General features: G+C 35.3%; 19 protein-coding genes. 5 read left to right on the top strand and 14 right to left on the bottom strand.

All coding sequences use genetic code 11. The annotated features are described in order from the left end of the window. Positions 1–364 precede the first annotated feature (364 nt). Both J4T76_RS02750 and folA read left to right on the top strand, forming a co-directional pair. Positions 365–1,429 carry an MJ1255/VC2487 family glycosyltransferase gene (locus J4T76_RS02750; RefSeq protein WP_267345167.1) on the top strand — a complete coding sequence of 355 codons (1,065 nt, stop codon included), beginning with the start codon at positions 365–367 and terminating at the stop codon, positions 1,427–1,429. 5 nt (positions 1,430–1,434) lie between these two features. Continuing rightward, a complete protein-coding gene (gene folA / locus J4T76_RS02745) occupies positions 1,435–1,935 on the top strand; it encodes a type 3 dihydrofolate reductase (RefSeq protein ID WP_416380315.1) in 501 nt (166 codons plus the stop codon). Between the two features lie 46 nt (positions 1,936–1,981). Here folA and relA read toward each other — a convergent pair whose 3' ends face one another. The 11 genes from relA to trmB form a co-directional block, all read right to left on the bottom strand. Next, positions 1,982–4,240 carry a GTP diphosphokinase gene (relA, locus tag J4T76_RS02740; RefSeq protein WP_267339594.1) on the bottom strand — a complete coding sequence of 753 codons (2,259 nt, stop codon included), beginning with the start codon at positions 4,238–4,240 and terminating at the stop codon, positions 1,982–1,984. A gap of 10 nt (positions 4,241–4,250) precedes the next feature. Continuing rightward, a complete protein-coding gene (gene rlmD, locus J4T76_RS02735) occupies positions 4,251–5,579 on the bottom strand; it encodes a 23S rRNA (uracil(1939)-C(5))-methyltransferase RlmD (protein ID WP_267355765.1) in 1,329 nt (442 codons plus the stop codon). A 17-nt stretch (positions 5,580–5,596) separates the two neighbouring features. Continuing rightward, on the bottom strand, positions 5,597–6,085 hold the full coding sequence (gene coaD, locus J4T76_RS02730) for a pantetheine-phosphate adenylyltransferase (protein WP_267339592.1): 489 nt from the start codon (positions 6,083–6,085) through the stop codon (positions 5,597–5,599). 284 nt (positions 6,086–6,369) lie between these two features. Further along, complete coding sequence (gene galM / locus J4T76_RS02725) at positions 6,370–7,326, bottom strand: galactose-1-epimerase (RefSeq protein ID WP_443135231.1); 957 nt, start codon at positions 7,324–7,326, stop codon at positions 6,370–6,372. Positions 7,327–7,358: 32 nt separating this feature from the next. After that, positions 7,359–8,516, bottom strand: a complete 1,158-nt coding sequence (gene galK, locus J4T76_RS02720; protein ID WP_267354491.1) for a galactokinase — start codon at positions 8,514–8,516, stop codon at positions 7,359–7,361. Beyond that, the gene (gene galT / locus J4T76_RS02715) at positions 8,517–9,566 is read right to left on the bottom strand and encodes a galactose-1-phosphate uridylyltransferase (RefSeq protein ID WP_267339589.1); all 1,050 of its coding nucleotides are present in this window, start codon (positions 9,564–9,566) and stop codon (positions 8,517–8,519) included. Between the two features lie 53 nt (positions 9,567–9,619). Continuing rightward, positions 9,620–10,636: a UDP-glucose 4-epimerase GalE gene (galE, locus tag J4T76_RS02710; protein WP_267355763.1), complete on the bottom strand. Its 1,017-nt coding sequence runs from the start codon at positions 10,634–10,636 to the stop codon at positions 9,620–9,622. A gap of 43 nt (positions 10,637–10,679) precedes the next feature. Beyond that, positions 10,680–11,954: an MFS transporter gene (locus J4T76_RS02705; protein ID WP_267339587.1), complete on the bottom strand. Its 1,275-nt coding sequence runs from the start codon at positions 11,952–11,954 to the stop codon at positions 10,680–10,682. Positions 11,955–12,771: 817 nt separating this feature from the next. Then, positions 12,772–13,929, bottom strand: a complete 1,158-nt coding sequence (locus J4T76_RS02700; RefSeq protein ID WP_267345173.1) for a histidine-type phosphatase — start codon at positions 13,927–13,929, stop codon at positions 12,772–12,774. Beyond that, a complete protein-coding gene (nfsA, locus tag J4T76_RS02695; RefSeq protein ID WP_267355761.1) occupies positions 13,926–14,651 on the bottom strand; it encodes an oxygen-insensitive NADPH nitroreductase in 726 nt (241 codons plus the stop codon). The genes J4T76_RS02700 and nfsA overlap by 4 nt, the downstream gene beginning before the upstream one ends. A 20-nt stretch (positions 14,652–14,671) precedes the next feature. After that, on the bottom strand, positions 14,672–15,373 hold the full coding sequence (gene trmB / locus J4T76_RS02690; RefSeq protein ID WP_267339584.1) for a tRNA (guanosine(46)-N7)-methyltransferase TrmB: 702 nt from the start codon (positions 15,371–15,373) through the stop codon (positions 14,672–14,674). Between the two features lie 257 nt (positions 15,374–15,630). On the opposite strand from trmB, the gene J4T76_RS02685 reads away from it, so the two are divergent. Both J4T76_RS02685 and pth read left to right on the top strand, forming a co-directional pair. After that, complete coding sequence (locus tag J4T76_RS02685; protein ID WP_267339583.1) at positions 15,631–16,578, top strand: ribose-phosphate pyrophosphokinase; 948 nt, start codon at positions 15,631–15,633, stop codon at positions 16,576–16,578. Between the two features lie 93 nt (positions 16,579–16,671). After that, a complete protein-coding gene (gene pth, locus J4T76_RS02680; protein WP_324123783.1) occupies positions 16,672–17,256 on the top strand; it encodes an aminoacyl-tRNA hydrolase in 585 nt (194 codons plus the stop codon). Between the two features lie 98 nt (positions 17,257–17,354). Here the strand turns inward: pth and J4T76_RS02675 are convergent, their stop codons facing one another. The 3 genes from J4T76_RS02675 to J4T76_RS02665 all read right to left on the bottom strand — a co-directional run bounded on the left by J4T76_RS02675 (position 17,355) and on the right by J4T76_RS02665 (position 20,411). Continuing rightward, positions 17,355–17,804: a DUF3597 domain-containing protein gene (locus tag J4T76_RS02675; RefSeq protein ID WP_267339582.1), complete on the bottom strand. Its 450-nt coding sequence runs from the start codon at positions 17,802–17,804 to the stop codon at positions 17,355–17,357. Between the two features lie 586 nt (positions 17,805–18,390). Continuing rightward, the gene (gene uxuA / locus J4T76_RS02670; protein WP_267355759.1) at positions 18,391–19,572 is read right to left on the bottom strand and encodes a mannonate dehydratase; all 1,182 of its coding nucleotides are present in this window, start codon (positions 19,570–19,572) and stop codon (positions 18,391–18,393) included. Between the two features lie 77 nt (positions 19,573–19,649). Further along, positions 19,650–20,411: a GntR family transcriptional regulator gene (locus J4T76_RS02665; protein WP_267339580.1), complete on the bottom strand. Its 762-nt coding sequence runs from the start codon at positions 20,409–20,411 to the stop codon at positions 19,650–19,652. Between the two features lie 268 nt (positions 20,412–20,679). Here J4T76_RS02665 and J4T76_RS02660 point away from each other — a divergent pair, with 268 nt between their 5' ends. Continuing rightward, entirely contained in the window at positions 20,680–22,158 is a 1,479-nt protein-coding gene (locus J4T76_RS02660; RefSeq protein WP_416380316.1) for a mannitol dehydrogenase family protein, read from the top strand. Positions 22,159–22,187 lie beyond the last annotated feature (29 nt).

The raw sequence follows: 22,187 nt of genomic DNA, 5'->3' as shown, positions 1-22,187 counted from the left end.
CTGAAATAAATAAGATTCTGTAATAATTATTTTATTTATTGTATTGTTTTATATCGATGTTTTAATTTATTATTGAAAGTTAACGACAGAAGGAAAACGTGATTTAAAAATTTTTTGCTGTTTGTAAGATTGAATTACCATGAGTGAATTTGGATAAAATTCACTCATAACATTAAACGTTAAATGTTCAACAATGTTTTGATTGATAGATAAATTGTTTAACTTCATTTTATGGTTTGCAATCAAAGTTGATGTGAATCAATGTTTGTTATCAATATCGAGTTTATTTGCTTAAAATAATGGAGCTAATAATTGAGTGTTCTGGTATTATATTTGCTAATAACAACTATCGAATAATATTGATATGAAAATTCTCTTTGGTGTTCAAGGAACAGGAAATGGCCATGTCAGTCGTTGTAGAACATTAGCCAAAGCTCTTAAAATAGCTGGTGCTGATGTTGACTATATCTTCAGTGGCCGTAATCCTAAAGACTATTTTGATATGCAAGCTTTTGGTAATTATAAAACCTATCGTGGTGTGTCATTTGCGACACTAAATGGCAAAATCAATTTTCGTAAAACCGTTCAGCGAATTCGAGCCTTTCGCCTGGTTAAAGATGTTCGTGAACTCGATTTGTCAAAATATGATTGTATTATTAGCGATTTTGAGCCAGTTAGTGCTTGGGCTGCACATTATCAGCATCGGGACTGTTTAGGTATCAGTAATCAGGCTGTATGCCAATATCTTAAGCCTAAAGAATATGGGATGATAGCGAATGTAATTATGAAGTATTATGCGCCTGTCACTAAACCCATTGGCCTACATTGGTTTCATTTTGGGCATAAATTGATTCCACCAATGATTGACTCCTTTAACGTTGCACCAACTGAAGATGGAAATATTATTGTTTATTTGCCTTTTGAAGCATTAGACGAAATTACGTTAATGTTGAAACAGTTTCCGGATCATCAATTTATCTGTTTTCATCCGGATATAAAGCAACTGTCACAACAAAGCAATATTATTTTTCAACCACTTGGTCGTGATAATTTTACCGCTGCTTTAGTCAGTTGTTCCGGTATTATTACTAATACTGGTTTTGCCCTAATTTCAGAAGCGTTAGTATTAGGTAAAAAGATTTTGACTAAGCCTGTATCAGGACAATTTGAGCAAATCTATAATGCACGTTGTTTGCATACGTTAGATATGGCAACTGTTATGGAGAGTTTAAATTGTATCAAACTTAAATATTGGTTGAGCTTACCTTCTCCTAAACCAACAATCTATCCTGATGTAGCAACCGAATTAGCAAATTGGATAGTTTCCGGACAGACAGAGCCTTTACTTTCTTTAAGCCGAAGGTTGTGGAGTGAAACCATTTTTCCAGAAAATGTAAATCAACGAATTAAATCTTTAGGATACGTGTAATTAGTATGATTTTAAGTGTTATCGTTGCTATGGCACATCATCGTGTTATTGGCCAAAATAATCAAATGCCTTGGCATTTACCCGCTGATTTGGCATGGTTCAAAAAAAATACACTCCATAAACCTGTGATTATGGGGAGAAAAACGTTTGAATCGATTGGTAGACCGCTTCCCAATCGTCATAATATTATTGTTTCACGGCAAGCTGTCAGTGACCTTAATGCCAACCCAAATATAAGTTGGGTGCAATCGATCGAGGCAGCTTTATCACTCGTGCAAGCACAGCACGTAGAAGAAGCTTTTGTCATTGGTGGTGGAAATATTTATCAGCAGGTTTTACCTTTAATTAATCGGCTGTATTTAACGCACATCGATGCCGATCTTCAAGGAGATACCTATTTTCCCGATTATTTACCTGAGCAATGGCAGGTGATTTATCAACAAGATCATCAAGCCGATGAGCAAAATAGCTATCCATATCAATTTGAAATTTTAGAACGTAAATAACCTTTTGTGCATAATCGCCACTTAAATGTGGCGATCTTATGCTAAATTAGCCTTGAAAACGTTTGGCCTCAATCACATCGGGTAGTTGTTTTATTTTATTAAGAATGCGATTTAATGAATCTTGATCAAAGATTTTCATGTCTACCTCAATGGTTGCTAATTGTTGCTTTATATCTGAACGGCTTATAAGTCCAAGTACCTGTATTTTTTCGTTAGCTAATATTGTTGTGATATCCCTTAATAAACCGCTGCGATCGTTAGCAACGATTTGCATTACCATGGTATAGCCTGAGTGCGTATTGTTACTCCAAACAGCGTTAGTGATGCGTTCAGGAGCGTGATTTTTTAGATCCAGTAACTGTTCACAATCAGCACGATGGATTGAAATACCCCGTCCTTGAGTGACAAATCCAGCGATAGGATCACCGGGGATAGGACGACAGCAATTAGCAATGGTGTACATTAAATTTCCTACACCTTCTATAATAATTTCACTGCCTTTTTTATTGCCTGATTTGTTGTTATTTTTAGTTTGTGTATTTGATTTTTGAGCAATTTGCTTTAATACGGCTTCGTCTTCCTCTTCTGCCGTTGGTTTATTAAATTGAGCATTAATAAAATTAACTAACTGATTAATTCTAATATCACCACTGCCAATACCGGCAAGAACTTCGTCAAATGAGTGAGCATTGTATTTACTGATTAGTACTTTTTCGACACTTTTTAAAGTAATGTTTAATGGCTCTAGCTCATTGTGTAAGATTTGTTCACCCGAGGCGATGTTTTTTTCACGATCTTGTTTTTTAAACCAGGCCTGAATTTTAGCTCTGGCACGACTACTGTTCACAAATCCGGTATTTGGATTTAACCAATCGCGACTTGGATTGGGTTGTTTTTGGGTAATGACTTCAACTTGATCGCCCATTTTTAAATTATAGGTAAAAGGGACAATGCGTCCGCCTACTTTTGCACCAATACAGCGGTGTCCTACATCACTGTGGATGTGATAGGCGAAATCAAGTGGAGTCGAACCGGCTGGTAAATCAACCACATCCCCTTTAGGCGTAAAAACATAGACTCGATCATCAAAAATTTGGCTGCGTACGGCTTCTTGAATTTCACCACTTTCAGACATTTCTTGTTGCCAAGTTAGCAGTTTACGTAACCAAGAAATTCGCTGATCATAAGCAGTCATTTTATCGGTACTGCCTTCTTTATACTTCCAATGCGCAGCAATACCTAGTTCTGCGTCATTGTGCATTTGTTCAGTACGGATTTGAATTTCGATCGTTTTATCTTGCGGTCCATAAACGACCGTATGAATGGATTGATAACCGTTCGGTTTTGGATTGGCAACATAGTCATCAAATTCTTTAGCAATATGTTTGTAATGACTATGAACAATACCTAAAGCGTTGTAACAATCTTCGATACGATCACAAATGATTCGAACTGCACGAATATCATAAAGTTCTTCAAATTTCAGATGTTTACGTTCCATTTTGCGCCAGATACTGTATATATGTTTAGGGCGTCCATAAACTTCAGCACGTATGTGATCTTGATTCATTAAATCTTGTAGGTGCTTAACAAATCGATTGATATATAATTCCCGATCTAAGCGCTTTTCTTGCAATTTTTTGGCGATAAGGCGATATTTATCAGGATATAAATAGCGGAAGCAAAAATCTTCCAGTTCCCATTTTAATTGACCAATGCCTAATCGGTTAGCTAGGGGTGCATAGATGTTAAAGCACTCTTTGGCGGCTAAAACTTGTTCTTCTTGCGGGGCAGACATCAAATCGCGTAAATAAGTAATGCGTTCTGCTAATTTAATTACAACACTGCGAAAATCATTTACCATTGCCAGTAACATGCGGCGAATACTATCAATTTGTTCCGTCGTTGCACTGCCGTTACGAATTGCTCGTAAGTGGCGAATTTCTTTCATTCTTACTATGCTGGAAATAATATTTGAAATTTCGCGATCGAAATCTTCGGGAATATCTTCTCGACGAATAATTTTGGTGTCAACGAAAGGAAGTAATAACGCGGCACACAGACTGTTAATGTCCATATTAAGCGTCGATAAAATTTCGACCATTTCAATCGCATTTTGGAAGCAGTGGATCTGTTCAGGTGCACCGGCACTGTTTTCAAAACAAAAGTCCCAAACTTCTTTGAATTTTTTATAAGAGGTTGGATTGACTAATAATAATTCTTGACTGGTCCATCTTTCAATATCAAATTGTGCAAGAGAATAATGCTCTTCACTGTGTTGATGGGCTCCTCTAACTGATACCATAATTACTATCCTACTTTGTTAACAGCAACATTGATTCAATGTGCTTGGTTTGCGGAAACATATCCAAAATAGCAACTTGAGCAATTTTATATCCTTTATCAATAAATTGCTTACAGTCTCTCGCTAGGGTAGCAGGGTTGCACGAAATGTAAACAATCTTTTCTGGTGCTATCTTCACAATTTCTGCTGTAGCATTGTAAGCACCTGCTCTAGCAGGATCTAATAATACTTTTTCAAATTTAGCATGACTCCATGTCGAAAGTTGCTGTTGATCATCTAAATTATTAACTAAAAAATGTGTTTTAGCACAAATTTCTTTGTTGTTTAATAAAGCATTGAATTTGGCTTTTTCAACCAGAGTATGGATGCCTTCAATTCCAGTAACCGATTTACATAATGTTGACATCGGCAATGAAAAATTACCCATTCCACAAAATAGATCTAATACATTATCCGTTGGTTTTAATGTTAACCATTCCAAAGCTTGATTAATCATTTTTTTATTAATTTTGCTATTTACTTGAATAAAATCAAGTGGACTAAAGGTTAACTTTAATTGATTGATTAAATAATAATGTTCTTTGTTCCCCCTAATGTGGACTAATTCTGTTCCGTAAAAATAGAGCGTAAGTTGATGATCTTCAGCAAATTGTTTCAGTATTTTGGTATCTTGTGGTGTCATTGGTAATGTGTGTCTTAATACAATCAGCACACCACTATCTACGGCGATTAATTCAATGTGACCGAGCGCTTTTTTTTGGGTAATTTTGCGTAGACAATGTTGTAATGGAGCAAGTAATAAATCTAATTGTTCAACCAATATTGGACAATGCTCAATATTGATTATTTGACTTGATTCAGCCTGACGAAATCCAATAAATAATTCACCTTTAACAAGATGAATTGCCAATCTTGCTCGTCGGCGATAATGGTAAGGTTGATCGGCAATTATTTGCGGTGAATTTTTAACAATATTTGCTAAAGACTGTCCACTTTCTTTTTGTAATAAGTTAATCAGTGCCGTATATTTGGCATGTTGTTGTAAATGTGATGAGAGGTGTTGGAGCTCGCAACCACCACATTTTTTAAAATATTCACATTGAGGTTTAACCCGTTCGTTACTTTGATTGTAATATTTTATAACCGTCGCTTTCGCGTAATTTTTTTTATCTTCTGTTAATTTAATATCAACGGTTTCATCAGGTAAGGCTGACTTAATAAAAATTGTTTTGCCGTTGTGACTAGCAACACCTTGTCCAAAGGCATCAAGTGACGAAACAGTAACGGTCAATTTTTGGGAGGTAAGCTTTTTTTTGGTTGGTGTGTAAAATTTAACCATAATCGTAAGTTTAAAATCTAAGTTAGTCGTTTTAACAATTCTATTTTGACATGGGTAGGCACTAAATTGGTAATATCACCACCATGATAAGCCACATCTTTGACAATCGTTGATGAAATAAAGCCCATGGCTATTGATGGCATCAAAAATATAGTATCTAAATCTGGTTTTAATGCACGATTCATTTCGGCAAGTTGTCTTTCATATTCAAAATCATGTGTGGTGCGTACCCCACGAACAATCACTGTAGCATTATGTGTTTGGGCAAAATTAGCCATTAAATTATCAAAACCAATAATTTCGACATTAAGAAGATGCTCAACAGCAGTAGATGCTAGATTAACTCGTTCTTCTAAGGTGAAAAGTCTATTTTTATTAGGACTTTCAGCAACCGCAACAACTAAACGAGGAAAAAGTAATGATGCTCGGGTAATGAGATCAATATGCCCATTAGTAATGGGATCAAACGTTCCAGGGAAGATTGCGGTTAAAGTTTTGCTTTTCATTTATTATGTTATCCATTAGCAAAGATGTGAATATCATACCTAATTTTGCTCAAGATTGTTAGTTTAACGTGATAGAAGCAATTGTTTTTATACTCAAACGTAGCGATAACCTGAAACTTTTTTACAAAAAAACACAAAGTGTTAGATCTCTTATAAAATTGTGTGATCAGTTTAACAGGATGAGAACATTATTTGTTCATTGCATAATTTTATTCATACAGTGTTATTAAAGAGTAGTGATTGATGATGAGAATGTGAGTTAATCAATAGTTTTTTAATAATTCCTATTTAATATCAAATTGATAACAAATTTGATGATGATAAGTTTGTTGAGGTTCTAAATAACAGCTTGGTTGTGGCCAGTCAGGATGATGAGGGCTATCAGGTAAAAACTGAGCTTCTAAAGCTATTCCTGCAAAATTATTGTATTGACCATTATGCCTGTTAGGCGTATGTTTTAAAAAATTACCGGTATAGATTTGCAGTGCGGGTAGGGTTGTTTTCACATTCATCTTCACTTTTTTATCGGCTGATATTAGTTTAGCGGCAATGGATTGCGATTTATTTAATAAGTAAGCATGATCATAACCGCCAGTGATTTGTCTTATCGGGCTTTCTAGAAATCTTTCGGCGATGAATTTTGGTCTGCGTAAATCCATGTCATATTGGTTAACGCTCACTAAATCACTGTTTGGTATGCCGCTATGATCAACCGGTAAATAAAAGTCAGCATTAACTTGTAAGGTGTGATTTAGGATATCTTTGCTCGTTTCTCCGTCTAAATTAAAGTAAGCATGATTGGTTAGATTTACAGGGGTAGTTTTGGTGGTAATCGCATTAAAAGAGAGAATAACTTGATTGTCATCGGTGAGTTTATAGGTAACTTCAACTTTTAGCTCTCCAGGGAATCCTTGATCTCCATCAGGCGATATCAAGGTAAATATAACTTGCTTGTCAGATTGAGATTGGATGTGCCATAGTTGTTTATCAAATCCGAATTTACCGCCATGCAATTGGTTTGTTCCTTGATTGGCACTAAGTGAGTAGTTTATTCCGTTAATTTCAATGGTTGCGTTTGCAATTCGGTTAGCATATCGACCAATGGTAGCCCCAAGATAGGCCTTTTGTTGTGCATATTGTTCCAAATTTTTACAACCAAGTAGTACTTCACGATTTTGTCCTGCAACGGGTAATTGACAAGAGAGCCAAGTTGCTCCCCAGTTTGAAAGTTTAATTGTCATTCCCTGTCTGTTTGAAAGTGTTATAATCTGTTTTATGAGCATAAAGCGTGTGCCCCTTTACTTGGTATGCAGACATAAAAATCTTCTTTGATTCCAAATTCTTTAGCATAATTATTTTTAACGACGGCTCTGATATCGTCAACTTTATTTTTTGGTACGAGTGCAACTACACATCCCCCAAAACCTCCACCTGTCATACGTACGCCACCTTGTTCACCTAGGTTGTTGTGTATGATTTCAACAAGATAATCAATGGCTGGCACAGTGATTTCAAAATCATCACGCATAGAGTTATGGCTTTGTGCCATAAGATTTGATAGTAGTTTATAGTCGCTATTTGCCAGTGCTACAGCTGCTTTTAAGGTACGATCGTTTTCGGTAATTATGTGACGAGCGCGTTTAAAAACAATAGGATCCAGTTTATTTTTAATTTGCTTTAATTCATCTAAAGTTACATCTCGTAACGCTTTGACACCAAAGGCTTTAGCGGCTGTTTCGCATTGTTGACGACGACTGTTGTATTCGCTGTCCACTAAACCACGTTTGATATTTGAGTTGATAATTACGACTGCAAAATCTTTAGGTATTGAAACTGGCATTGCCTCTAATGATCGGCAATCAATCAGTAAGGCATGCTGTGCTTGCCCTAGTGCGGAGATAAGCTGATCCATTATTCCACAATTACAACCAACAAATTGGTTTTCTGCTTCCTGACCAATCAACGCTAATTTAGTGCCATCTAATGGCAAATTATATAAAACCTGAAACATTTTAGCTATGGCAACTTCAAGTGATGCTGATGAACTAAGTCCTGCACCTTGTGGCACATCACCACTAATGGCTAGATCAACCCCTTGTATATTATGAGTATATTTTTTTAAATGTTTGATTACGCCACGTACATAGTTAGCCCATTGGTATTTTGGATGTTTTTCAATTGAGGAATCTAATGAAAATTCGTCTTGCTCATTATTGTAGTCAACTGCAATGACCCGAATCAAATTATCTGAACGTTTATGACAGCTGATTACTGTTTGATAATTAATAGCGCAAGGGAGTACAAATCCGTCATTATAATCGGTATGTTCACCAATTAAATTTACGCGACCTGGCGCTTGTATTGTCGTATCGGGTTTATAGCCAAATTTAGCTTCAAATGCTTGCGAAGTTTTATTGATTAATTCTTTCATTTATTTATCCTTTATCTCTTTATAATGCACATCACTAACATTACGCAGTCTTTCAGCTGCCTGTTCCGGCGTTAAATCTCGTTGTACTTCGGCTAACATTTCGTAACCGACCATAAATTTTTTGATTGTTGCTGAACGTAACAACGGTGGATAAAAGTGAGCATGAACTTGCCAATAATCAGTTGTATTTTGCATAAATGGTGCGCCATGCCAACCCATTGAATAAGGAAAAGAGCAACGAAATAAATTATCGTAGCGGCTGGTTAATTTTTTCAGTGCTATTGCTAAATCACTTTGTTGATTGCTTGTTAGTGAGGTTAATTGTGGAATATGCATTTTGGGTAATAATAATGTTTCAAATGGCCAAGTTGCCCAAAAAGGGACCACGGCCAACCAATGTTTGGTTTCAACGACAATTCGCTCACGCTTTATTTGTTCTTTTTCTACATAATCAACTAACAGATTTCGGTGATATTTTTCATAGTAATTGCGCATATTGAGATCTTCACGCGCAATTTGGTTGGGTAAAAAGCTGTTTGCCCAAATTTGTCCATGTGGGTGTGGGTTAGAACACCCCATGATTGAGCCCTTATTTTCAAATATTTGTACCCAAGGATATTTTTTACTTAATTCTTGTTGTTGACCTATCCACGTTTTGATCATGCTTTCAATGGTAGATAAATCGAGTTCAGGCAAAGTTTTACTGTGATCAGGTGAAAAACAGATAACGCGACTTGTGCCTCTGGCACTTTGCATTTGAAATAGCGGATCATTATTATCTGGCGAAATTGGCGTATCTTCCATCAATGCAGCAAAATCATTGGTAAAGACGAAAGTCCCCTTATAGTTGGGATTGATATCACCGGTTATTCGCTTGTTTCCTGCACACAAAAAACAAGTTGGATCGTGACTCGGTTTTTGTTCTTCGCTTAACTCTTCTTGTTGTCCTTGCCAAGGACGTTTTGCTCTATGTGGTGAAACAAGTATCCACTGATTAGTTAATGGATTATAACGACGATGAGGATGATCTACTGGGTTAAAAATATCCATATTTGCCTCTTTAATTTGATTCGATTTTGTTGTTATTATTGTCGAGCTTCAATTCAATCAGGATAGCCTTGTGGATTATTAGATTGCCAATTCCATGAATCTTTTACCATATCATCAAGGGTGAGTTTGGTTTTCCAACCTAATATTTGTTCGGCTTTGTTAGCATCAGCCCAGAAAGCCGGCAAATCACCAGCACGGCGAGGTGCAAAATGCCAGTTAAGTGGTTTTCCTGACGCTTTTTCAAAAGCTTTAATTACTTGGAAAACACTGTAACCAACACCTGAACCCAAATTATAAATATGGATTCCAACTCTATTTTGATCAGCTTTAAGTGCAGCAATGTGTCCATCAGCTAAGTCCACAACGTGAATAAAATCGCGAACACAAGTGCCATCTTCGGTTGGATAATCATTACCAAACACAGCCAGAGATTCACGTTTACCCACTGCAACTTGAGTAATATATGGCATAAGATTATTTGGAATACCAAGAGGATCTTCACCCATTAAACCACTAGGATGAGCACCAACTGGATTGAAATAACGTAGCAGTGTTAATGACCAATCAGGCTCAGCATTGGCTAAATCCATCATGCATTGTTCAACCATAAGTTTACTTTTACCGTATGGGCTAGTAGGTAATCCTTGCGGTAACGTTTCAACGTAAGGAACGGGTGCTAATTCACCGTATACCGTAGCTGAAGAACTGAATACCAATTGCTTAACCCCTGCATCACGCATCGCTTTCATTAACACAATGCTGCCATACACATTATTTTCATAGTATTCCAGCGGTTTGTATACAGACTCACCAACAGCTTTTAAACCAGCAAAGTGAATAACGGCTTTGATGTTGTGCTCTTTAAAAATGGTTGCTAATAATTTTGCATCACACACATCCCCTTGATAGAAGATAATAGGTTTCCCTGTGATAGTTTGTATTCTTTGTAATACTGAGGCTTTACTATTGAATAAATTATCAATAATAATAGGTGTATAGCCTGATTGAATGAGTTGAACACAAGTATGGCTACCGATATATCCACAACCGCCAGTGACTAATATTTTCATCTAAATACCTTAATTTAAGTTAATTATGTTCAGAGAATCGAAATTAATTACCGGATTCTTCATTTTTTTTATATTTGAAAACATCCCATGGTCCACGTCCTGATAATGTGAAGGACGAAATCAGTGTAAAGCTGAAAGCGATGAGTCCAAGAACTAAGTAGGCTCCTTCAAAGCCAATATTAACATACATCAATCCAGCAAAAGTAGACATAAACATGATAGATAATTGTTTTGCAAAGCAAAATGCGATTAAGTAAACGGTTGCTGATAAGCGAATAGGGAAGTGTTTAGTAATATATTTAAAGGCTCCAACTAATAATAATGGTGCTTCAAACATATGCAATGTTTTTAAAATTACCACTTCAACTGCGTTACTAGCAAAAGCTGAACCAGTGATACGAATTGACATGATTATGCCTGCAATCAATAAGGTATTTTTACTGCCGATTTTCATTACAATTATGGGCGCAAAAAACATTACTGTGGCATTTAAAAATTCGCCGAGTGTTGTAACGTAACCAAATGCTTCACGGCCTAATTGCTCACTTGAAAAAAAGGAAGTAAAAAAGTTAGCAAATTGTTGGTCAAATACATCATAAGTACATGCTACACCAACGATATAAAGCATAAAAAACCATGTCTTACGCATTCTAAGTAAATCTAACGCCAGTTTTAGATTGAAAGGTTCAGGTTTGTTTAATCCCAATTGTTCTACTACGTCAGTTGTTGAGGTTTTTGCCGGATCAGCGATTTTAACTAAAATTAATAGAATTAGGGCAAATCCAGAACATAACCAATAAACAGCATTGACGTTTTTCGATATCATAATCCCAACAAACGATGCACAAATTGCCCAACCAAAACATCCAAACATACGACTGCGACCAAATTCAAAACCACTGCGACGACTGATTTTTTCAACTAAGGCTTCGATAGCTGGAGCCCCACCACTAAAGACCATACCTAGGTAAAATCCACCCACAATTGCACCTAACGTGACATTAAATTTGAGTAGTGGTCCAAATACGAAAATAAAAAATGGTCCAAACAATACTAATAGCAGGGTAATAATCCATAGCAGGTGTTTTTTTAATCCTAATTTATCCGAAATCAAACCAAAAATAGGTTGAAAAACTAATGCAAATAACGAAATAAAAGAAAAGACGTATCCTGTACTTGCTTCATCAAGGCCAATCATTTTTAACCAAACTGGAAAAAAAGGGCAGTATGCTCCCATAATAAAAAAGTAAAGAAAAAAGTAGAGGCTAAATACCCAATAGTTTTTATTATGCAGTGATGACTTAATGTTTTGATTCATGATGAACTTCCTCTGTTAAGCTTTAAATGATTTGGCCTCATTTAGAAATCGTTTACACTTTTATTTATCGAAAACGTTATTGGTTAAAATGAATACTATCACTTTATTTATTACAAAAAAGTGATCCAGTTAACATTTTATGAAATCGATTACATTTAAGTTTTTTGTTAAAAAGTTTGAGGTTAAGCAGACGTTTCAGTATATATTTTATAATTATTTTCTAATTTATTGAGGTGATAATAGCCAATAGTAGCCAATAGAGTAAGGGTTACAGCAATGCTTACTTACATAAAATGAATTTTTAATTTTTTTTCATTTTGGTATTTATTATAAAAAAGTGATTTATGAAATCGATTACAATTATTGGGTATAACGATATTTTATGAATAATGACACTTAAAAATAGAAATAAAATGGGTGTACCGTGAATGTACTTAATCTTTTAGTATGATATTGAAAGATGAGATTTAGGTCATAGATGACGGTTTTCATCCAAATGGTCAGTAAGCTTTTTTTGAAAATGTATCGAATCGGTGTGAAAACGTATATTAAGTTTGTTTTTATATTATCTCCCTTTAAAAATAAGTAGTTTTCTGAAGATATGTTGTGCAGATTTTTGCATCAATATGTTATGGGATCGGATCTGAGTGAGTAATCTATTTTATCAGCTTAATAGGATTAATATTTTTACGTAAATTACTCATAGATCATCTGAAAACAGTCGTTAATTATTCTTGTGATAATTGCGTTAAAGATTATGTGTTCCACCGATGTGTGTCGGTGGAATCGATGTCTTATTGAAAAATTTAAATGACTATTAATTATCCTTTAAACGTTTTGCAAAATCTGCCCAATTATAATAACCATCACTGTTGATATAAGCATTTTCCAACTTTAATTGATAATGTTGTGGTGGATTATGAATATCAATTGGCTGCCCAGTATAAAGTTGTTCAAAACTTTGATAAACGTATTCGGCTCTAAAAAAGTAATCACCTGAAGAAATGTGGCGATAGCGTTGGAAGATAACCATCCCGCCGATTGGTGTATTTTCACATTGGTTTGGAAGCTGGTATGGTGCAAAATCCAAAGCGCCGAGCAAGGCTGCAATAGTACTATCATGCCCAACGAGTAGATTAACTTTGTGAGATTGGTGATGCAGTAAATCATCGATCTTATTGATTAATAATTTACTAATGTGTTGAGCAATGGTCTTGCAATGGAAGACTAAATCAATATAGTGGTTACGAATTTGCAGGATTTGTTGCCATTGTTCTAGGCGGGTTATTTTGCCCCATGCGATCTGATCTTTTGGAAATGCAGAATAATATTGTAATAAAAATGCATCAACGGCACAAATTCCGATGGCTAGTGGTCCATGTAACTCAGGTTCTTCATTTTTTTTAAAATAGAGTTCATAGGGGATATCGGCAAAATCACATCGATAGCGTGCATATAATTGTGAATGTGGATAGTCCAATATATCTGAGACCATTTGATAAGCGGGCGCTAAATTTTTGAAGATAGATGCGGTTTTGTCGGCCTCTTCAATATCCCTCAATACAGCTTGTTTTAATTCTGTAGAGTCATCTTGTACACTTGGATCAAAAATCGGATCCATTTTTTCAATGGTGTATTTGTGATGGATAGGAATGTCATAACCCGCAAAAGCGCCATTAACTAAGAATTGAGCTGTTGCCACTGTTCTTTGAAGGCTGTTTGCATAAACGTAGATATCAGGATTTTGAGGTTCAATATTAATGTTTTTTTGTTCAAGCCATTGTGATAGATAATGTCCAAAGAAAGCTTCTAATACGCCTCCTCGCGTTGTTAAATAACCATAAGCATGATCCCAGCTAGGCCATTTTAACGGGCTGGATTGTTCTAACAATGCTATTGTGTTTTCTAACGGAGTACGGATACCGTGACGACTTAATATAATGACTTTGTCTAATTGGTATTGATTGTTGTTCATTGAGTTACCCATCCTTGTTTATGCAAATAATTTAAAATGAAGTCTCGTTGCCCTTTAATAAGGGTTTCTGCAATTTTATCACTCCAACCACTTGTTTTTTGATTGGTTTGTCGATGTCCATAGTATTGGCGCAACTGAGTATCGTATTGTGCTAATAATTGATGATTAATTGGTTGGTAGTGATTTTCAAAAAAAACTAATTCTTTTGGTAATCTTGGTTTAAGATCTGGATTTTGGTCAGGGTAACCAATGCAAAGTCCAAAAAGCGGTAGAACATATTTGGGTAAGGCAAGTAATTGTGTTACTTTATCGATATTGTTGCGTAACCCACCAATATAAACCGTGCCTAAACCTAATGATTCAGCCGCAATAACAGTATTTTGTGCCATAAGAGCGGTATCAATGCAACCAACTAAAAGCTGTTCGGCTTTTTCAAGGGGAATGGTTGGATCGATTTGAAAATGGCGATTAAAATCGGCACAAAACACCCAAAATTCAGAGGTTTGATTTATATAGTTTTGATCTCCAGCATAATGTGCTAGTTTTGAGCGATTTTTGTTGTCAGTAATTCTGATTATTGTGGTGCATTGTAGAAAATTAGAACTTGGAGCCGATTGTGCAGCTTGCACAAGTAATTCAATTTGTTCGTTAGTTAATGGCGTTGATTGGTAAGACCGAATTGAACGACGGTGACAAATTAAATCAATTGTTCTATTTTGCATAATGACTCCTTGTTTTATTGCTATTTTTTCATGAACTGTAAATCCCAAACGCCATGACCTAAATTTTGACCACGTTTTTCAAATTTGGTGATAGGTCGATCATCCGGTCGTGGAATATAGTCACCTGTAGCTGATAAATTTTCAAAACCTTCAGCTTCAGTTAAAACCTCTAACATATGTTCGGCATAATTTTGCCAGTCGGTAGCCAAATGTAAAACACCACCGATTTTTAATTTTTGCCGAATTAATTGTACAAATTGTGGTTGAATAATGCGACGTTTGTTGTGTCTTGCTTTATGCCATGGATCGGGAAAGAAGATCTGCACTTTGTCTAATGAATGATCAGGAATCATGTTTTCTAGCACTTCTACGGCATCATGACACATTACTTTTAAATTCGATAATTGGTTTTCTTCAATAGCCATTAAACAAGCACCAACACCTGGTTTGTGTACTTCAATACCTAGAAAGTTTTTATCTTGTGCATTTTGGGCCATTTTAACTAATGATGCCCCCATGCCAAATCCAATTTCTAAAACGACAGATTTATTTTTATCAAAGCATATTGGTGAGTTTGAGTGGTATTCAATGCCAAATATTGGCCATAAATTATTTAATGCTTGTTCTTGACCTTTAGTTAAACGACCTTGTCGTAGTACAAAACTTCGGATCGTTCTTTTGGGTTTGATTTCTTGGTTATTGCTATTTAATTGTTCGTTCATCACGTTATCTACTTGGATTGTGGAATTTAGTAAAACTAATTAATGGATTTGTACGTTATTTTACTCGATTTTGGGGTATGAGCCAAAGTATCTTAAGGTCAAATTTTTTTAATTAATAATTTTGATATATATATCAAATATTTTTGATAATTTTTTATATTGTGGTTGAGCATGATAGATAAATAATTATATAATTATGGCTCCGATTTAACCGATTACAAATAAAGTAATCATTATAACATGCTTGAGGATTTCTCGTGCCTGATATGAAGCTTTTTGCTGGTAATGCCACACCCGAGCTAGCAAAACGTATAGCTAATCGTCTTTATACTTCTCTTGGTGACATTGTAGTTAGCCGTTTTAGTGATGGTGAGGTAAATGTCCAAATTAATGAAAATGTCCGTGGTGAAGATGTTTTTATTATACAATCAACTTGCGCGCCAACCAATGATAACTTAATGGAATTATTGGTAATGATTGATGCTATGCGTCGTGCATCAGCTGGTCGTATTACTGCGGTTATTCCTTATTTTGGTTATGCAAGGCAAGATCGTCGAGTTCGTTCTGCACGTGTGCCTATTACGGCTAAAGTGGTTGCTGACTTTTTATCAACTGTTGGTGTTGATAGAGTATTGACAGTTGATCTTCATGCTGAACAGATTCAAGGTTTCTTTGATGTGCCTGTTGATAATGTATTTGGTAGCCCAGTTATTTTAGAAGATATGTTGCAACGTGATTTTGAACGCCCAATTGTGGTATCTCCTGATATAGGTGGTGTGGTGCGAGCGCGTGCAATTGCCAAACTTCTTAATGATACTGATATGGCGATTATCGATAAACGTCGTCAGCGTGCCAATGAAGCTGAAGTAATGAATATTATTGGTGATGTTGCTGATCGTGATTGTATTTTAGTGGATGATATGATTGATACTGCAGGAACACTTTGTAAAGCTGCTGATGCCTTAAAGGCTCGTGGCGCTAAAAGAGTATTTGCCTATGCAACTCATCCAATTTTTTCAGGAAAAGCAGTCAGTAATATTAAAAATTGTGCTATTGATGAAATTGTGGTTTGTGACACAATTCCATTAACCGCTGAAGTTAAAGCATTGAAAAATGTGCGCCAATTAACTTTATCAGGTATGCTTGCTGAAGCCATTCGTCGTATTAGTAACGAAGAATCAATTTCAGCAATGTTTCATTACTAATCTGTTTTAGTATTATGATTACCAGCCCCATTTTTGGGGCTTTTTTACTTAGAGCAACTTATATTTTCTAGCAACATTTATTATCAAATTATCATGACAACTATTAAACTTATTGTAGGGCTAGCCAATCCTGGCAACGAATATGCGGCAACTCGCCATAATGCGGGAGCATGGTTTGTTGAACAATTGGCGGATCGATATCATCAATCTTTAAAAAATGATCCAAAATTTTTTGGTTACAGTTCAAGAATAACTATTTCTGGTCATGATGTGCGTTTATTGGTACCGACAACTTTTATGAATTTAAGTGGTAAAGCAGTACAAGCTATGGCAACATTTTATCAGATTAAGCCTGAAGAGATTCTTGTTGCGCATGATGAGCTCGATCTCAATCCAGGTATTGCTAAATTCAAGTTTGGCGGCAGCCATGGCGGGCATAATGGCTTGAAAGATATTGCCAACAAATTAGGTAATAATCCTAATTTTTATCGCTTAAGAATCGGTATTGGTCATCCCGGCGATAAAAATAAAGTTGTGGGTTTTGTTTTAAATAAGCCTTCAAAAGCAGAACAAGAGTTAATTGATAAAGCGATTGATGAATCGGTACGTTGTACAGATATTTTGTTGTCTGATGGTATTGAAACCGCGATGAATCGATTGCATGCTTTTAAAGCCTAGTGAATAGGGTTGATAAGTATCAAGACCGCTAATATAGCGTTTTTATTAAAAATCCACCTATAATAAAAGGTGGATTTAACATGCTTTAGCTCTTTGTTTTAAGAGAAAAGGTGAGATACATTTCCCCCTTTTTCCGCAATTTTTTTCATTACTGCTTTTATTAGCCATGTATTCATGGCAGCTGTGTCATCCATACTACCTGTATAATCAAGCTCTTTAGCTAGTTTTTTACGAGCATCCAAACTGTTATCTAAACCTAAAAGTTTTAAAAGATCGACAATTGATGTCTTCCAGTTTAGTTTTTCAGGAAATTTTTTAGCTAAATTTTCAAGAATTGCCATAACATCAACATTTGATGCTGGTGTTTGGTTTCCTGAGTTTTGTTGATTCTGCTGATTTTGTTGGTTTTGATCTTGACCGGTAGATGTTGTATCTTTGTTATTACCTGTCATATTATTAACTTGATTTTTGACAGCATCAGTAACGTTACCTACTGCTGCTTGCGCACTTGGAAATATTTTAGAAAAAATACTATTTAAGATACCCATATTACACCTCTTATGTTTAAACTGCTTTTGAAAAGACTGCTTAACGATATGGATGTAGACAATATCACTATTAATATAACGCGGAACAGTAGGAAAAGTCAAAAAAGTAATATTTTCTTGGCATTTTATAATTAGAAACCTAGGTTAACGATTTTTTCAAATCATCTTTAATGATACAAATATGTAGAATGTTACTTAGCGTTTTTTTATCATTATTTTCCTTTTACACCATCAATTTAACTGTTTTGGATGGCCATTTCTAGTAAATTAGTTATACTAATTTTTCATCAATATTATAAAAATAGACAAAGTATAATATCCTTAAGAATTTTATAAACATTACTTATCAATATTGTTTATCGAATCTAATGAATTTAGAAAATTAGATTGCTACCAAAAATTATTATTGGTGCGCTATTAAATACTGTAGGAGCCTGACGTGAATTAATGATTCTATTGTACGCAATAATAGGAGAAAGTTAATGATGTTTATTTAGATGCAATACCTATCTACGACACTTTATTTATGATTATGCAAAAAAATACCCATTAAAATGGGCATTTATTAATACAGAAAAAATTAAAGTTATCCAAAAAATGCCCGTTTAATGGCATATTCAACACCACGAATTTCCGCTAAACCACGTAAACGACCTATTCCCGAATAACCAGGATTGGTGTGCTTTTTAAGATCATCCAACATTTGATGCCCATGATCAGGGCGAACAGGTATAGCGCGTTGAATTCCTACTTTTTTACGGCGCTGTTCTTCGGTAACGAGCGCTTTGATTACCGCATACATATCCACATCACCACCTAAATGGTCACCTTCGTGAAAAGAGAGTGGATTTTGTTCGCGAACGGTTGCGCGTAAGTGAATAAAATGAACTCGGTCAGCAAACTTTTCAGCCATGGTCGCCAAATCATTATCATTGCGAACGCCGTATGAACCTGTACAAAAGCAAAATCCATTGTGAATACTGTCAACGGTATCTTTGATCCATTGCATGTCTTCGATTGTTGACACAATACGCGGTAAACCTAAAATTGGTCGAGGAGGATCATCAGGGTGCACAGTTAATACCACACCAACTTCTTCAGCGACAGGAACAATTGCTTTCAAAAAGTAGGCATAATTTTCGCGCAATTTGGCTTTATCAATACCATCATAAGTCGCCAAATGTGCTTTAAATTGCTCAAGAGAGTAGCCTTCTTCCGCACCAGGTAAACCAGCAATGATATTAGCTATAAGTTTGTCTTTATCTGCTTGAGTCATTATCTCAAAATAAATTTTTGCTGAGTCGATGTCTTCTTTTGAGTAATCTTCTTTGGCATTGGGTCTTTGTAAAATATGAATATCAAATGCTGCAAATGCAGTTTGATCAAAACGTAAAGCTTTGGAACCGTCTGGTAGCTCATAAGCAAGATCAGTACGAGTCCAATCTAACACAGGCATAAAATTGTAACAAACAGTATCAATGCCACAAGCGGCTAGATTACGAATTGATTGTTGGTAATTTTGGATATGTTGTTTAACATTTCCTGAATGCGTTTTGATCTCTTCATGAACAGGAATACTTTCAACAACAGACCACGTCAATCCTTTTTCTTCAATAATTTTTTTTCGTTTTTGTATTTCTTCAACTGTCCATATTTCACCATTTGGAATATGGTGCAAAGCTGTCACAATTCCAGTTGCTCCTGCTTGTTTGATATCATCTAGTGATACTGGATCATTTGGTCCAAACCAACGCATTGTTTGTTCCATATAAATCTCCTCAATGATTTTTATTTGTTTAATTTTCTATACGAAAAGATCTATAAACAATGCTGATTTTTTATTGTCTATGGGTTAACAATGCTAACCGGAATAGAATCAAATAAATAACCATCAAAATTTGGATCTTCACTATCAGAAACTGTCATTAATGTTTGTTTAACATTTTCTAAATGTTGCCACATAGCATGGCGTGCACCTATTGCATCTTTTACCTGTAATGCTTGCAGAATTCTTTCATGATCGTAAAGCCATTTTTTTCGGTAACTATGATCGGTAATGCGACTGTGTAATTGATTCCACATTTTGCTGGCCGAACGTTTTTGCCATAAATCATTTAATAAACTTTCAAGTATTGAGTTTTTTGTTGCTTTGGCAATGGCAATATGAAACATCTCATCAGCACTATAATCATCAAGAATACCTTGTTCTAAAATTTGGCGTTCTTGCTTTAAAATTGCTCTTAACTCGATGATATCGGATTTCAATATTTGTGAAGCGGCAAAAGCGGCAATGTTACTTTCAATAAGTTGTCTTGCTTGTAATAGTTCAAATGGTCCAAAATCCTCTTCTTCTATGTTTTTATCTTGTTCAGATAAAATTTCACTTGGTAAACCAATTACATATACACCAGAACCTTTTTTTACTGTAACCAGATTTTCAAGTTCTAGCATAATTAGCGCTTCACGCACTACTGTTCGGCTTACATTAAATGCATCAGCAATATCGCGCTCAGGTGGTAATCGTTCACCAATTTTATAAATACCACTTTTTAATAATGATTTCAGCTCATTACCAATTTGTTGATAGAGCCGATTAATTGTTGGCATTATTTTAATCCTCATTCTAATTTCGGTTAAATAACGTCAATTATAAGCGATTTGTCATAAGTACTATAAGCCACTGATGATTTAAAATACGTTTATTTTTATAATTGGTATGCCAATATGCATTCGTATTATAAATAGTTTCGAAAAGGTGCCTATTAAATAAACCAAAATATGTGATTATGATCACATATTTGAAAATTAAAGATGAAAATTTTATCTACAAGTGAAAATATGTCCAACCAATAAAGTATTTAAATTGTTAATTACGGTGAATAAAATGTTAAATTTATCCAAAGTCCCAGAATCAATCGAACATAAGCCTTCATATGACAGAAAAAAAATGATTTCACGCATAGTCCACTTAGGATTTGGTGCGTTTCATCGAGCGCATCAAGCATTGTTTACCGATCGCTTACTGAATAAGGGCGTAAGTGACTGGGGAATTTGTGAAGTTAATATTTTGGGTGGTGAGGAATTAATTGAAGATATTCGTCAGCAAGATCATTTGTACACCGTATTAGAAAAAGGAACTACGACAACCCAAGCGTTTATTGTTGGTAGTGTAAAAGAGTCGTTTTTGGCATCTACTGACGGCATTGATGCAATTTTAGAAAAAATGGCCGATAGTGTGGTAGAGATTGTGTCTTTAACCATAACTGAGAAAGGGTATTGCATGCTACCAGGTGGTGGTGATTTAGATTTAGAGAATCCATTAATTAAATTTGATTTAGCTAATCCATCCAAACCGAGATCTGCTCCAGGTGTTATTGTCGAAGCTCTTTATAGAAGAATGCAAAGAGGACTCAAATCATTTACGGTGTTATCCTGCGATAATATTCCAGAAAATGGGGCAGTATTAAAAAAAGCGATATTAGGTTTGGCAAAAGCACGAGATGTAAAATTAGCAGAGTGGATTGAGACGAATGCCACTTTTCCATGTACCATGGTTGACCGTATTGTACCTGCGGCAACACCGGAGACATTAACTGATATTCAAAATGTATTAGGTGGCATGTTTGATCCATGTGGTATTGCTTGTGAACCTTTCATTCAATGGGTTATTGAAGATAATTTTGTTACCAGTCGCCCTAATTGGGATGAAGTTGGTGCCGAATTTGTCAATGATGTGGTACCTTATGAAGAGATGAAATTACGTATGCTAAATGGCAGTCACTCTTTTTTGGCTTATTTAGGTTATCTAGCAGGGTACGAACATATTAATGATTGTATGAATGACGCCAATTATAAAAAAATAACACTTGCACTGATGATGCAACAACAAGCCCCCACACTTCATGTACCTTCACACGTCAATCTATCACAATATGCTAATCAACTTATTGAACGATTCAGTAACCCTTCCCTTAAACATAAAACTTGGCAGATTGCCATGGATGGTACGCAAAAATTACCACAACGAATGCTTGATTCTGTGCGTTGGCACCTTAAAAACAACTCCGATTTTTCATTGCTTGCTTTAGGTGTAGCGGGTTGGATGCGTTATGTAAGCGGTATGGATGATAATAAGAATGATATTGATGTACGCGATCCAATGCAAAAAGAATTAAAATCGCTTGTTAATTCAAGTCAAGATGGTTTAGAAAGGGTAAATGCTTTATTGAGTTTGAATGCGGTGTTTGGTGAAGATTTATCGAATAATTCATTATTTAAAGAACAAATAACGCATCATTATCTTTCTTTAATGCAAAAAGGTGCAAAACAAACTCTCTGTGATTTAGTGAGTTGAAGTTGTATCACTCTTACGAAAAAATTTTT

Origin of the sequence: Gilliamella sp. B3022 (assembly GCF_028751545.1) — a bacterium.
Classification (GTDB): domain Bacteria; phylum Pseudomonadota; class Gammaproteobacteria; order Enterobacterales; family Orbaceae; genus Gilliamella.
The sequence above is the reverse complement of the archived record's forward strand: the minus strand, read 5'-3'. Positions and strand labels throughout refer to the sequence as shown.

Coding starts and splice junctions, on each gene's coding strand:
- galK (WP_267354491.1), bottom strand. CDS start 8,516: ATGAAAGAATTAATCAATAAAACTTCGCAAGCATTTGAAGCTAAATTT.
- J4T76_RS02750 (WP_267345167.1), top strand. CDS start 365: ATGAAAATTCTCTTTGGTGTTCAAGGAACAGGAAATGGCCATGTCAGT.
- J4T76_RS02665 (WP_267339580.1), bottom strand. CDS start 20,411: ATGCCAACAATTAATCGGCTCTATCAACAAATTGGTAATGAGCTGAAA.
- folA (WP_416380315.1), top strand. CDS start 1,435: ATGATTTTAAGTGTTATCGTTGCTATGGCACATCATCGTGTTATTGGC.
- J4T76_RS02675 (WP_267339582.1), bottom strand. CDS start 17,804: ATGGGTATCTTAAATAGTATTTTTTCTAAAATATTTCCAAGTGCGCAA.
- J4T76_RS02705 (WP_267339587.1), bottom strand. CDS start 11,954: ATGAATCAAAACATTAAGTCATCACTGCATAATAAAAACTATTGGGTA.
- coaD (WP_267339592.1), bottom strand. CDS start 6,085: ATGAAAAGCAAAACTTTAACCGCAATCTTCCCTGGAACGTTTGATCCC.
- uxuA (WP_267355759.1), bottom strand. CDS start 19,572: ATGGAACAAACAATGCGTTGGTTTGGACCAAATGATCCAGTATCACTA.
- nfsA (WP_267355761.1), bottom strand. CDS start 14,651: ATGCAAAATAGAACAATTGATTTAATTTGTCACCGTCGTTCAATTCGG.
- galT (WP_267339589.1), bottom strand. CDS start 9,566: ATGGATATTTTTAACCCAGTAGATCATCCTCATCGTCGTTATAATCCA.
- J4T76_RS02700 (WP_267345173.1), bottom strand. CDS start 13,929: ATGAACAACAATCAATACCAATTAGACAAAGTCATTATATTAAGTCGT.
- galM (WP_443135231.1), bottom strand. CDS start 7,326: ATGACAATTAAACTTTCAAACTGGGGAGCAACTTGGCTCTCTTGTCAA.
- trmB (WP_267339584.1), bottom strand. CDS start 15,373: ATGAACGAACAATTAAATAGCAATAACCAAGAAATCAAACCCAAAAGA.
- galE (WP_267355763.1), bottom strand. CDS start 10,636: ATGAAAATATTAGTCACTGGCGGTTGTGGATATATCGGTAGCCATACT.
- pth (WP_324123783.1), top strand. CDS start 16,672: ATGACAACTATTAAACTTATTGTAGGGCTAGCCAATCCTGGCAACGAA.
- relA (WP_267339594.1), bottom strand. CDS start 4,240: ATGGTATCAGTTAGAGGAGCCCATCAACACAGTGAAGAGCATTATTCT.
- rlmD (WP_267355765.1), bottom strand. CDS start 5,579: ATGGTTAAATTTTACACACCAACCAAAAAAAAGCTTACCTCCCAAAAA.